Source organism: Saccharibacillus sacchari DSM 19268 (genome assembly GCF_000585395.1).
Taxonomy (GTDB): Bacteria; Bacillota; Bacilli; order Paenibacillales; family Paenibacillaceae; genus Saccharibacillus; species Saccharibacillus sacchari.
Genome location: NZ_KK073875.1, coordinates 4,273,024 through 4,285,470 on the forward strand (window position 1 = coordinate 4,273,024; position 12,447 = coordinate 4,285,470).

The 12,447-nt window shown below is 52.8% G+C and carries 10 protein-coding genes and 1 tRNA gene; 1 reads left to right on the plus strand and 10 read right to left on the minus strand.

Features of this window, described 5'->3' with window-relative positions:
• Nucleotides 1-63: 63 nt before the first annotated feature.
• The 3 genes from SACSAC_RS18460 to SACSAC_RS18470 are packed head-to-tail and all read right to left on the minus strand — an operon-like array spanning nucleotide 64 to nucleotide 2,893.
• Entirely contained in the window at nucleotides 64-1,053 is a 990-nt protein-coding gene (locus SACSAC_RS18460; RefSeq protein WP_156951038.1) for an ABC transporter permease, read from the minus strand.
• On the minus strand, nucleotides 1,050-2,021 hold the full coding sequence (locus SACSAC_RS18465) for an ABC transporter ATP-binding protein (protein ID WP_037289126.1): 972 nt from the start codon (nucleotides 2,019-2,021) through the stop codon (nucleotides 1,050-1,052). The genes SACSAC_RS18460 and SACSAC_RS18465 overlap by 4 nt, the downstream gene beginning before the upstream one ends.
• A gap of 56 nt (nucleotides 2,022-2,077) precedes the next feature.
• The gene (locus SACSAC_RS18470; RefSeq protein WP_037289128.1) at nucleotides 2,078-2,893 is read right to left on the minus strand and encodes a GDSL-type esterase/lipase family protein; all 816 of its coding nucleotides are present in this window, start codon (nucleotides 2,891-2,893) and stop codon (nucleotides 2,078-2,080) included.
• 219 nt (nucleotides 2,894-3,112) lie between these two features.
• On the opposite strand from SACSAC_RS18470, the gene SACSAC_RS18475 reads away from it, so the two are divergent.
• Nucleotides 3,113-3,185, plus strand: a tRNA-Lys gene (locus SACSAC_RS18475).
• Nucleotides 3,186-3,415: 230 nt separating this feature from the next.
• On the opposite strand, the gene SACSAC_RS18480 is transcribed toward SACSAC_RS18475, so the two are convergent.
• The 7 genes from SACSAC_RS18480 to SACSAC_RS18510 form a co-directional block, all read right to left on the minus strand.
• The gene (locus tag SACSAC_RS18480) at nucleotides 3,416-3,967 is read right to left on the minus strand and encodes a CAP domain-containing protein (protein ID WP_037289130.1); all 552 of its coding nucleotides are present in this window, start codon (nucleotides 3,965-3,967) and stop codon (nucleotides 3,416-3,418) included.
• Between the two features lie 178 nt (nucleotides 3,968-4,145).
• Nucleotides 4,146-4,601: a GNAT family N-acetyltransferase gene (locus SACSAC_RS18485; RefSeq protein WP_037289131.1), complete on the minus strand. Its 456-nt coding sequence runs from the start codon at nucleotides 4,599-4,601 to the stop codon at nucleotides 4,146-4,148.
• On the minus strand, nucleotides 4,591-5,781 hold the full coding sequence (purT, locus tag SACSAC_RS18490) for a formate-dependent phosphoribosylglycinamide formyltransferase (protein WP_037289133.1): 1,191 nt from the start codon (nucleotides 5,779-5,781) through the stop codon (nucleotides 4,591-4,593). Before purT ends, SACSAC_RS18485 begins: the two co-directional genes overlap by 11 nt.
• Before the next feature lie 180 nt (nucleotides 5,782-5,961).
• On the minus strand, nucleotides 5,962-7,806 hold the full coding sequence (locus tag SACSAC_RS18495) for an ABC transporter ATP-binding protein (protein ID WP_037289135.1): 1,845 nt from the start codon (nucleotides 7,804-7,806) through the stop codon (nucleotides 5,962-5,964).
• On the minus strand, nucleotides 7,803-9,575 hold the full coding sequence (locus SACSAC_RS18500; protein WP_037289137.1) for an ABC transporter ATP-binding protein: 1,773 nt from the start codon (nucleotides 9,573-9,575) through the stop codon (nucleotides 7,803-7,805). The genes SACSAC_RS18495 and SACSAC_RS18500 overlap by 4 nt, the downstream gene beginning before the upstream one ends.
• A 546-nt stretch (nucleotides 9,576-10,121) precedes the next feature.
• The gene (locus SACSAC_RS18505) at nucleotides 10,122-11,078 is read right to left on the minus strand and encodes a pectinesterase family protein (RefSeq protein WP_037293198.1); all 957 of its coding nucleotides are present in this window, start codon (nucleotides 11,076-11,078) and stop codon (nucleotides 10,122-10,124) included.
• Nucleotides 11,079-11,102: 24 nt separating this feature from the next.
• On the minus strand, nucleotides 11,103-12,446 hold the full coding sequence (locus SACSAC_RS18510; protein ID WP_037289139.1) for a glycoside hydrolase family 28 protein: 1,344 nt from the start codon (nucleotides 12,444-12,446) through the stop codon (nucleotides 11,103-11,105).
• Nucleotide 12,447: the final 1 nt, after the last annotated feature.

Sequence of the window (12,447 nt, forward strand, 5' to 3'; positions counted from 1 at the left end):
TTTGCCTCCGGATCGTCAGCTTACCGAAATGCAAACAAGTGTTTTCATTTTTCTCTTTTTATTTTAAGTCAAAACGTCCCTTTTCGTAAAGACGATAAACGAAATAAACACGGAAACCGCTCCCCAGGCCGCTAAAACAGCTAACGAGAAGCCCAATGTCATGCCGTCGATCGGCGCCGGATTACCTGCGAGATACTCCGTAAGCCCCAGATTGACCATAAACAAATATTTGGCGCTGCTCCAAGCCGAAGCCATATTGGTTAAAATGGAGCCTGAGATCAACGCGGCCATCATGACGACAATGCTTGCGGCCGTACTGCGCACGAGAACGGATACCATGAACGCCAACAGCGCAACCACGATTCCGACAAACCAGACCAGTCCCGCCTGCATCAACAGGTATTGCCACTGCGGCGTAGCCTGCACGTACGTCAAATCCACATCCGAACCATTCAATACAAAGCCGGTAAAAATCGGAATACTCCAGCCGGAATAGCCGAAAAAGACGCCCGAAATCAAATAACAGACCGCATAGGCGCTCACGACGATCAATGAAACGAACATGAGCAGGGCCGTCAGTTTGCTTAACAGCACTTTCCAGCGCCGCACCGGCCTTGCAAGCAGCATCTTGATCGTGCCGCCTGTTCGTTCCGAGGATACCAGATCCGAAGCAATGGTCAGAATCATCAAAGGAATAAACAAGGCTGCCGAGTTATCAATGAATTCGCGCGTGAATGTCACGCCGCCCGGTTCGTTCGGATTCACGTCGTTATCGAGGTAATACTGCATCTGCTGAATGTAGATTTGCCGATAGACCTTCCACTCTTGCGGGACCCGGTCGCTGCTCAGAGAGTTCTGGTTATCGATGATCGCCTGCTGAACTTCCAGACGCCAATCCGTACCGTAGCTTTCCTGACGTTCGAGCGATTGCCGCATCTGCGCATAGCTGAAGATCGGCACCATAATGGCAAGAATCAAGAGCACGATGTAAAAGCGCTTTTTCTTGATGATTTTGACGACTTCGTTTTGTACCATAGCCAAAAACCGTTTCACTCGATGCCCTCCCCTTCGGTCATTTGCAGGAAAAGTCGCTCCAAAGTAGGAGCAATTCGGTGAACGCCCCTTACGGCAATGCCTTCGCGGACCATCACATCAATCACTTCGGCTACGCGCTCTTCCGGCGTCTCGGTCACGATGCTGCGCTCATTCAATAAAGCGGCAGCGGCATCTTCAAGAGCTTCCGCACCGACCGAATCCACAATGACGATATCTTTATATTGGACAAGCAAAGCCAGCGCTTTGGCTTTCGGTTCAACGTCCCAAATGACCATTCCTCGGCCTGCCCCCATCAACTCGTCGACCGATCCTACCGCAAGCTCCCGGCCGCCGCCGATAATCGCGACCCGATCGCACAGCAATTGGATCTCGCTCAACAAATGACTGGACACGAAAACTGCGAGCCCTGCCGAAGCCAGTTCGCGGATAAAAGCTCTCATTTCCTTGATTCCTTTGGGATCAAGACCATTGGTCGGCTCATCCAGAATCAGCACTTTCGGCCGGGCAAGCAAGGCTTGCGCGATCCCCAGGCGCTGACGCATCCCGAGCGAATAGGTACGAACCTTCTCATGAATCCGTCCGCCCAGATGGACAAGCTCCGTCACCTCGCGAATGCGTTGTTCGTCAATGCCGTCCTGCATGCGGGCGAAATGCATCAGGTTCTCCCACCCTGTCAGATAAGGGTACATTTCCGGATTTTCGACGATGGAACCGACGTACTTCAGTGCTTCTTCGGGCTGCTTTTGTACATCGAAGCCGCAAATCTCAACGCTTCCCGAGGTCGGTTTAATAAGCCCGACCAGCATGCGGATCGTTGTCGTTTTACCCGCGCCGTTCGGACCGAGAAAGCCGAAAATTTCGCCTTCCCGCACGTCGAAGCTGATGCTATGAATGATCGTTTTACGGCCGATTTTCTTATTTAAATCCCGTACGCGCAGAACGAAACTGTCGTCAGGTTGCTTCATCCCTACCCCGTCCCTTCCTTCAAGTATCGACTTTTTTCAGAGGTCATTATGCCGGCTCATTGCAACCCTTGAACGATTCGTTGCGCAATCCGCTCATAACCGGCTGAATTGGGATGAAAATGGTCGGATGACAAATAGGCACCAGGATCTCGTTCAAAAAGATCGAATGTCGGTGTCAGAACCATATTCTCCCCTTCGGCAATCTGTGCGGATGCCTTGGCATTCCATTCGGTGATCCCCAAATCGCCTTCATCGCGCAGCGATTCGATATCTCCGAACGGATTATATAAACCCAGATAAATAATTCGCGCCGCCGGATTGATGGAACGAAGTTGATCCAGTGCTTCTCCAAGCCGCTCCGAAGCGGCAGGCAGGGCAGCCTCCAACGCGTTTGCATCCGGAGCCTCCGCGCTTGTCTGTAACGCCGCGCCGCCCTGGAACAGATCGTTTGCCCCGATCGACAGCAAGATGACATTGGCTTCTTTCAATACATAACGAACACCGGGCTCGTCCAATTCCGTCAACAATTCCTGCGTAGTCATGCCGTTAATTCCAAGATTATTAAGAAAACGCACTTCGCGGTCGCCGCTTTGATCCAGCAAAGCCGCGGCCCGCCGGGCAAATCCCTGTCCGGTTGTATCTCCGGTTCCCTTGGCAAGCGAGTCGCCGATCGCAACGATCCGGTAACTGCCGTCATCAGTCGAAGGAGCGCGTTCTGTCAAAGGAGCGTCCGCGGCCGCATCGGCGTTTACAAGATTAGGTCTCGGAAATATCAGCTCTCTCGCTCCATATCCGAAGCCGACAGCCAGCAATAAAGCAGAAAGTGCCGAAAGTACGGCCGTTGTTCGCCATGTCCACTTCCACGAATTCATGCTTCTCCTCCTTATATGAAAGACAACAAAAGTTTAAGCTTTCGCGTATGCACCACGTACCTTACCTTAAGTGTTTGTGAAGCAATTTGCAAACGCGGTTCGAAACTTTTTTGTGCTTCTCAAAAAAAATACTTGCTAAGCCATTTTAATTTATGATAGGATATTCCTTGTCGCCAGAAATAATCACTCGCTGATGAAGGCGGCCGTTACAAAAAATATGGGACATTAGCTCAATTGGCAGAGCATTCGACTCTTAATCGACAGGTTGTAGGTTCGATTCCTACATGTCCCATTCTTTCATATAATGAACGCATACAAAGACCCCCAGCCTCGCCAAGAGGTTGGGGGTCTTTGTATTTTATACATAAAGCCCAACGTAACTGGAAACGAGAAAACACCATTAACAGTTTCAATCAATTTTCTCGATTTCAACACGCGACCTAAAGCATTTCGAAGAAATGCACTTCGGAAGCCTATGCTGGCAATTTATCTCGGAGTCTTCTCGTTTCCCCGCCCACCCCATCAACCAATAAACAACTGAACCCAATAGCCATTATAGTAGCCGACGCCGATCGAGGTGAAGCTTGGACTCAAAATATTGCTTCGATGTCCTTCGCTGTTCATCCATCCTTGCATCACGCTTTCGGGCGAACGCTGTCCCATCGCAATGTTTTCTCCCGCCGTTCGGAATGCTACCTTTTGCAGCTTTAATAAATTAAAAGGAGAACCGTAAGTCGGAGAGGTATGGTCGAAGTATCCTTTCTTCGACATATCCATCGCCTTCAAGCGCGAAGCCTTCGCTGTGCCTGCATGGATCGCAAGCGGTTTGAGCCCGGCTTTGCGACGTTCCAAGTTCACCAGATAAACCACTTTGGCGGTAAACTTCGACTTGTCGGTCGTCGTTTTGGCATAGGCGGCTTGATAAGCGGTCTGAGCGTCCGCATTTTGCACAGGACCCATCCCGTAAACGCTGCCCAGCACGAACGTAAAAGCCAAAGCAAGAAGACTTGCCTTTTTGCCTAAGATTGAGCTGTTTAGTCTGGTTTTTCGTCGGTTAACATTTGATGTGCTCATGCTTGTTCCTCCTCTATTTCCTTGATGACTTTAGCTTTCGGCATGGAATTGGAACCTATATCCATTTACCCGCAGAATCAGGCCGGATAATCATTATGCCCGTCTAAACAAAAAGGCCCCGCTCGCAAGAGCTGGAACCGAAAGGTAAGGCATTTGAATGTATGTGGTCTGTTCGTTCTTACAGTGCTTTGATGAATTTGCAGCCGAACTTTTCGAAGCCAGCATGCTGATAGAATTCATGCGCGCCAAGGCGATCTTCACGATTGATTCCTGTCAGGAAAAGGAAACGGCATCCCGATTCCGCCGCCCAGGCTTCTGCCTGCTCCACCAACAAACGGCCGATTCCGCAACCCCGGCAATCCTCGTTGACGATCAATCCGGCGATTTGAACCATCTGCGCTTCCGATCCGCGTGCAGGAATCAAACGCAGCGAGATCATTCCTACCGCTTTGCCGTCTTTTTCTGCCAAATAAGTCTGGTAATTCGGATTGTTTTCGCGCGTTTCCAATTGCTCGCGCATGACGCTAGGCGTCGTAGGATACGACAGTTTTCGCATCAATTCCGTCAATACGGCAGCATCGCTGCAAGAAGCCGTGCGAAGGCTCGCTGTTTTTTCCAATACGTTAGTTGTCATCCGAATACTCCTCTTTTAGCAGGCCGGCCGCTTCGCGGGCACGACTGCGCGCAGTTTCCACATCTTCCGCCGCGCTAAGCGCGACGGCCATTCTGCGACCCGGCTTCGAATCGGGCTTGCCGAATACTCGAACCTGGGTACGCGGGACGCTCAAGGCTTCCGTCAGACCGCCAACTTTGAAATTTTCGCTTGATCGGGTTGCTTTCAACGTTGCCGAAGCACCCGGTGTCAGCAGTTCGACTCCCGTGATCGGAAGTCCCAGAATCGCTCTCGCATGCAGCGCGAACTCCGACAGATCCTGCGTAGCCATCGTCACCATGCCGGTATCGTGCGGGCGCGGCGAGACTTCGCTGAACACAACGCCGTCTTTCGTCAGGAATAATTCAACTCCAAATAGCCCGTAACCGCCAAGCTTGTCCGTGATCGCTTTTGCAATCTGCTTGGCTTCTTCCAACTTGGCATCATCCATCCGGTGCGGCTGCCACGATTCCACATAGTCGCCGTCTTTCTGGATATGGCCGATCGGCGGACAAAACGACGTTCCCGATACGCTCCGAACCGTCAACAGTGTAATTTCGCTTTCAAAGGGCACGAACGCCTCCACGATGACCCGAGTGTTGTTTTTCGCTCTCGCGCCTTCCAGAGCAAATTGCCAACACTTCTCGGTGTCTTCCGGCGTTTTTAGCACACTTTGTCCTTTGCCCGAAGAGCTCATGAGCGGCTTGATCACGCAAGGTACGCCAAGTTCGGCTACCGCCGCTTTCAGTTCATCCAAGGTGTCCGCAAAACGATACGCTGCCGTCGGCAGACCTAATGTCTCCGCGGCCAAACGCCGAATGCCTTCGCGGTCCATCGTCAATCTGGCGGCCGTGGCCGTCGGAATCACGCGGAACCCTTCCGCTTCCAGCTTCTCCAACATCGGAGTCGCGATTGCTTCGATCTCCGGCACGATCAAATCCGGCTTTTCCCGCAAGATCAATTCTCGCAGTACGTTCGCGTCCAACATATCGATCACATGACTACGGTGCGCGACCTGCATCGCAGGAGCACCCTCGTAACGATCGACGGCTATGCACTCAACGCCAAGACGCTGCGCTTCGATCACGACTTCCTTGCCCAGTTCGCCGCTTCCGAGAAGCATGATTTTCTTCGCGTCCGCGGATAATGGAGCCCCCCACATCGTTTAACCAACTCCTACGCGTTTTTGGTTTGTCCTTATCTATTTTGTCTGCTGGCAGACTGAATTGCAACCCCGATCGCTCAAATTTTTATGAAAAAATAGCGAAAACCCGCGAAAAATGTCGCAGGTTTTCCAAGAAAAATTTTAGTTAACGAAGAAACTTTCAAAGAAAACTTCCTTTTACAGAAAACGGAATTGCGCTTCGACCAAACCGTTGTAAATGCCGCCATGTTTAATCAATTCGGAATGCGTGCCTTGTTCCTTGATCTCGCCGTGGTCGAGCACGATGATCTTATCGGCGTGACGAATCGTAGAGAGACGGTGTGCCACGATGAAGGAAGTTCTTCCTTGAAGAAGGATCTTGAGCGCTTCCTGAATCCTCAATTCCGTCTCCGTGTCGATGCTGGCCGTGGCTTCGTCCAGGATCAGGATGCGCGGATCGGCAAGCAGGGCGCGCGCGAACGAAAGCAATTGTCGCTGCCCCATCGAAAGCGCGCTTCCCCGTTCTTCGACTTCCGTATCGTAGCCGCCCGGCAGCGCCATAATAAAGTCGTGCGCTTTGACGGCCCGCGTCACTTCTTCAATCTCCGCGTCGGTCGCGTCCAAACGGCCGAAGCGAATATTTTCGCGAATGGTACCCGAGAAAATGAACGTGTCTTGCAGCACGATTCCGATCTGCGCCCGTAAGCTTTCCAGCTTGACGTCCCGCACGTCGATGCCGTCGAGCTTGACGGAGCCTTCGCTCACGTCGTAAAAGCGGCTGAGCAGATTGATGATCGTCGACTTGCCGGAGCCGGTATGGCCGACGAGCGCGATGGATTGCCCGGCTTTGGCTTCGATGTCGATGCTCTTGAGCGCTTGGCGTCCCGGTTCGTATTCGAACACGACCTTGTCCAGATTGACGTCGCCCCGAATTTTAGGCAGCGGCTTCGCTCCCGGCTTATCGTCGATGCTCGGCTCCTCGTCCAAGAATTCGAAAATGCGTTCCGACGAAGCCATCGCCACGAGCAGCTGGTTGTACATTTGACCCAGGCGGTTGATCGGATCCCAGAAGTTGCCGACGTAGTTCGCGAACGTCACGAGCAGACCGACCGTGACTTCGCCTTGTTGGATCAGGTAAGTACCGTACCAGAACAGGATCATCGATCCGACCCCGCCCGTGATCTCGATCATCGGCCCGAAGGCCTGGTTCATGGTCGAAGCGCGGTTCCAGGATTTCCGGCTGTCCGCGTTCATGCCGTTGAAGAACTTCATGTTTTCTTTTTCCTGCGTATAGGCTTGGGTTACGCGAATTCCCTGGATCGCTTCGTTCAAGTGCGAATTGATCCGGGAGTTCTTGATGCGGACATCCTGCCAAGCCATGCGAATCTTCTGGCGCAGCTTGGTCGAGATGAAGAACATGATCGGAACGGTAATCATCACGGCAAGTCCCAATTTCCAGTTAATCAGCAGCAGAATGACCATGATCCCCGCCAGCTGAACGCAGTCGATCATCGCGTTGACCGCACCGTTCGTGAACAAGTCTTGCAGCGAGTTGACGTCATTCGTCACCCGTACAAGCACGGATCCCGCCGGACGCTTATCGAAGAAGTTGAACGAAAGCTTCTGGATATGCTTAAACAGCGAAGAGCGAATATCGTAAATGACCCGCTGCCCGATAATATTCGTATACTTGATCCGGAAAACGTTGGCGACCCATTGTACGAGATACAATCCGAGCACCGCGGCCGTTACGATGTAGAGCAGCCTTTGGTCGCCGTTTTTGATCGCTCCGTCGATTGCCACGACCCCGGTCAGATACGGAACCGCGAGTTTCGTGACCGTTCCGAGAACCGTCATGATCAGAATCAGCGGCAGCATCTGTTTGGCGTACGGACGCATGTACGAAAATAGCCGGCCGAATTGTTTCCAATTGAACGCCTTGTCGATATCGTCGTCGTCCTTATAGACGAAACGGCTTTGGTTGGGGTCGCTCTGCGCTTTTTTGCCGAGCTTGGGATTGAACTTTTCTCCGTGCGTGCTCACAGGCTCCCCCTCCCTTCTTCGTCTTCCGCCGTTCGCGCGATATGGTCGGCGTATTGAATGTTATAGACTTCCTGATAAGGCCCGGGCTGGGCAATCAATTGTTCGTGACGGCCTCTTTGCACGATATGCCCTTCGTTCAAGACTAGAATTTCGTCGGCATGGCGAAGCGAAGAAATGCGGTGCGCGATGATAAACGTCGTCCGTCCTTTCATCACCTCTTGGAAACCGGCTTGGATTTCGTGTTCGGTCTCCATGTCGACGGCGCTCGTCGCATCGTCCAGAATCAGGATTTTCGGATTTTTGAGCAGCGCGCGCGCTATCGCGATCCGCTGCTTCTGGCCGCCGGACAAGCCCATGCCCCGCTCGCCGACTACGGTGTCGTAGCCGTCCTTCATTTCCATGATGAAATCATGCGCTTTGGCCAACTTGGCCGCGCGAACGACGTCTTCTATCGGAACGTCGTTCATTCCGTACCCGATATTGCCTTTGATCGTCGATGAGAACAAGAAGGTCTCTTGGAATACGGTTGCGATCTGCCCCCGCAGATCTTCAACGCGAAGATCGCGGATATCGACGCCGTCGAACTTGATCGATCCTTCGGTAACGTCATAGGCGCGCATCAGAAGCTGAATGATCGTCGATTTGCCGGCGCCGGTTCCGCCCAGCAATCCGATCACTTTGCCCGGAGGCGCATCCAGATTGATATCATGCACCGCGTGCAGCTTGTTGCCGTAGGCGAATCCGACTTTTTCGAACGTTACCTGTCCGCGAACCGTTTCCGGGTCGAGGGCCAGGGCGTTTTCTTTGTCGCGAACGTCGATCGGTCTGTCCAGAATCCCGAGTACCCGTTCACCGGAAGCTTCGGATTGCGTATAGTTGTTGATATGGAAGCCCAATCCCCACATCGGTCCGATAATGTACCAGATCAAACTGAAGAAAGCGACCAGTTCACCAATCGTCAGCGTTCCGCGAATGACCATCGTGCCGCCGACGCCGAGCAGAAGCACCGCGCAGCCGGAAGCCAGAAGTTCCATAACGGGGAAGTAGCGGCTCCAAAGCCCCGAAGCATGAAGCTGATTGTCTTTGTACCGGTCGTTGCGCAGCGAAAACTTGCCGACCTCGTGCGGTTCGCGCGCAAAAGCTTTGACCGTGCGGACCCCTGTAACGTTCTCCTGAACAGCCGTTGTCAGCGAACCCAGCGCAAGGCGCATTTCCTGAAAGGCCGGATGGATTCGCGATTCGAAGCGGATCGCTACGAATACCAGCGGCGGAATCGTGATCAGCGTCCACAGCGTCAATTGCCAATTGATCGACAGCATCATTGCGGCGCCGAAGCCTACCATCAAGAACAAATTGAGGATTTGGGCGAACCCGAAGCCGATAAACAATCGGATCGCTTCCAGATCGCCGGTCAGACGGGACATCAAATCGCCCGTTCTCGCCGTATCGTAATAACGAAACGACAGAAATTGCAGTTTCTCGTAGCAGGCATTGCGCAGCCGGTAAGCCAAAAAGTTACCGAGACGCGCGCCGAAGAAGCCATGCAAAAACTGCATGATCGCTTTGAGCGTTACGACGCCGACCACTGCCAACGCAAGCTGCGGCACCAATTCGAAATTGCGCGGTGTAATCACGTCATCGATCAAAACCTGAAGTAATTTGGGGTACACCAACCCCAAGGCAGTGGCGATTGCCAGAAAAAGAATCGAGACGAACATATACGTCTTCTTCTCCCAGTAATAGTCCTGCAGTCGCCTGAGAACGTTCATGTCTTTCCTCCTCGTTTTCGGGATTGCCGAATTTCTTTCGGTTTCCCAATTTCCGTATACGGTTGCAATGCTTGAGCATAATGCAGTTTATCACCACGCCTTTATCCCGGCAAAGCGAGGAAAAAAGCGTATTCCGGCAAGGGAGCGGCTCTGCATGCGATTGGCGTTGTCAGCGCATTCATTTATATGAAATAGTCTCATATCCTCGCTTATTCGGCGACTTTGGCGAATTTCGAAAAATATGGCCTAAAAAATTCGAAAACGCTTTAACATTTTTAAAAACAGTCTTTCCAGATAACAAAAAAAGCCCTGTATAATCGCCTGTTCCATACACTTTTCGGACAACTTATATTCAATATCGCGACATCTCTCCACCCTTTCTCTCCAATAGCCGTCCAACAGCTATTCAACAAACCAAAAAGACTGTTTCTATATCAAACGACCCGCATCATGCACGCTGTCCATTCGATTAGAAACGGTCTTTTCTATTACGTTGACCACGCAAACTGCATCTCCAATAGGGTCAACGTACTTATTCGATCGAAATTACCAAAAACGTTCATCCGCAAAAACTTCCGCCTTGCTCCACAATGTGCTTGGGGATGTATCATTAATCGCCCAAAGAACTCGTTGACTTGAGCGATTCGCGGTTATGCTTCCATATTCCCGATAGTCTGCCGTGTGCTCGTTTGCGGCATCCCTCCAATGATCCCAGCCGGCCGGGTAAATATGGCTTCCCATTCGGCAATCGGAAAATACCGTTCGGGCATAAGCTCGCCACGGGCGACCCAGATAGACGGAGGACATTGCAACATCAGGGGCAGCAGTCAGCACACATTCGCGAAAAACATAGCCGAAGGGTTGATGCTCTGGCGTCGAAGCGGCCGTGACGTAACCCGCCGACTCCCGATCCGGACGAGCCAGACTGTGCAATTCGCATTGTTCAAAATAAGCGCAAGCCCCGCCGAATATGTAGTCCACGGTCCCTTCGATTCGGCAATTCATGTACAGCTGCCGGTACTGTTTGTGGCGATGACGGATTTCGATACCTCCGAAGGCAGAACCTTTCTTCGGAGAAGGCGGCAGCGGGCCCGTGAATAACGTATCTTGATGTCCTTTAAATATACAGGAGCGAAAAACAGTCCGATCGCAGTAAGCCGCAACCGCGATCGCCTGCCCGACGGATTCTCCCTGTCCCGCCGTATTCGAGACCGTTATATTTTCCACCTGCAGATCGCTTCCGCCCAAAAAAAGCGTCGGCGTGGCGAAGGTTCCGATCTCCTCGCCGTCCGCTCCCTTTTCCCGGGCATAACGATTCATCTCGATAGTCACTTGGCCTACGCCGATCATCTTCAAGTCGGACCGATGAATTTCGAGCTGCTCGCGGTACGTCCCCGATAAGATATATAACGTTTCGGGAATTTGCGGATCGCGACGTTCCAGTTCTTCGACCGCCTCGCCGATCGTCGCATATTCGCAAAAGGGTTCTGCCCCTACCCACATCGGCATCTTAGATCCCTCCGTTCGTTAAACTTCGCCCGAATCCGCAACTTGCACCAGACGTTCCGGCTGCGCGGTATGCACGGAACGGCAATTCGCAACGTCTACTTCTTCTCCGTTTTCGATATAAAAGGCCGGACCTTCGTGCTGCGCAACCCGCACCCGATGGAACGCGATATCCCGCACGTTTCCCAAATAAAATCCTCTGGCGCGCATCGGCTCAAGATCGGCCATCATGGCAGGAAGCCCGGGCGTCGCATCCTCCGCCATCGAAATCTCGATATCGTCGAAAGTCACTTCGGAGATCGGCATCTCGGCCAAGCCGTACAAAAATCCGGCAGCGGCATGCACCTGGCGAGCCGTAATATGAGCAAAGTGAATCCTGCGGAAGATCGGCGTCTCCTTCGTTACCGGGTACGGATTCTTGTCCCATACATACCGGTCCTGACCGCGCGGTCCGCAGAAATAATACAGATTCAGAATGAACGGGCAAATCACGTTTTCCATGACGATATTGCTGACCCTAATATCTTCGACGATCCCGCCGCGTCCGCGTCTGGATTTGAATCGAATGCCGCGTTCCGTTTCCTTGAACACGCAGTTCTGAATGACTACGTTACGAATGTCTCCGCTCATCTCGCTGCCAAGCACGACGGCACCGTGTCCATGCAGCATCGTGCAGTCGGCAATGGAAATGTTTTCGCAGGGGATTCGCTCTTCCGCGTCTTCGGTGCCGGATTTGATCGCGATACAATCATCGCCGACATCGATATGGCAGTTTACAATCCGTACGCCGGAACACGACTCGGGATTGATTCCGTCGGTATTCGGCGAATCGGCCGGGTTCAAGATCGACAGGTTGTCGATCGTCACGTCTTGGCAGCGCATCGGGTTCACCGTCCAGCTTGGCGAATTCACTAAATGCAAGTCGCGCAGCGTGACCCGGCGGCAGCGATCCAGGCCGATGAGCTTAGGACGCGGATAACGCAGTTCCTCCGAAGCGCCGCGATGCCGATCCCACCATGCTTGTCCGCAGCCGTCCAGCGTTCCGTTTCCGGTCACCGATACGTTTTCCAGATCGGCTCCGTACAGGCAGGACGCGTATACCTGACGGTTCGCTCCCTCCCAACGGGATTCGACGATCGGATACTCGGCGGGATCGGTACTGAATTTCAGCACGGAACCCGGACTGAGCCGAAGCTCGATATGGCTGCGGAGCGAGACGGAACCCGTTAAATAGATTCCCGGCGGCACGAAAACCGTCCCTCCTCCCGCCAACGAAGCGGCATCGATAGCCGCCTGAATTCCGCTCGTCGAAGATTGTTCCGTGTTGGGCAGCGCTCCGTAATCCGTAACGTTATATAGGGCCACG

Coding starts and splice junctions, on each gene's coding strand:
- SACSAC_RS18465 (WP_037289126.1), bottom strand. CDS start 2,021: ATGAAGCAACCTGACGACAGTTTCGTTCTGCGCGTACGGGATTTAAAT.
- SACSAC_RS18470 (WP_037289128.1), bottom strand. CDS start 2,893: ATGAATTCGTGGAAGTGGACATGGCGAACAACGGCCGTACTTTCGGCA.
- SACSAC_RS18480 (WP_037289130.1), bottom strand. CDS start 3,967: ATGAGCACATCAAATGTTAACCGACGAAAAACCAGACTAAACAGCTCA.
- SACSAC_RS18485 (WP_037289131.1), bottom strand. CDS start 4,601: ATGACAACTAACGTATTGGAAAAAACAGCGAGCCTTCGCACGGCTTCT.
- purT (WP_037289133.1), bottom strand. CDS start 5,781: ATGTGGGGGGCTCCATTATCCGCGGACGCGAAGAAAATCATGCTTCTC.
- SACSAC_RS18500 (WP_037289137.1), bottom strand. CDS start 9,575: ATGAACGTTCTCAGGCGACTGCAGGACTATTACTGGGAGAAGAAGACG.
- SACSAC_RS18505 (WP_037293198.1), bottom strand. CDS start 11,078: ATGTGGGTAGGGGCAGAACCCTTTTGCGAATATGCGACGATCGGCGAG.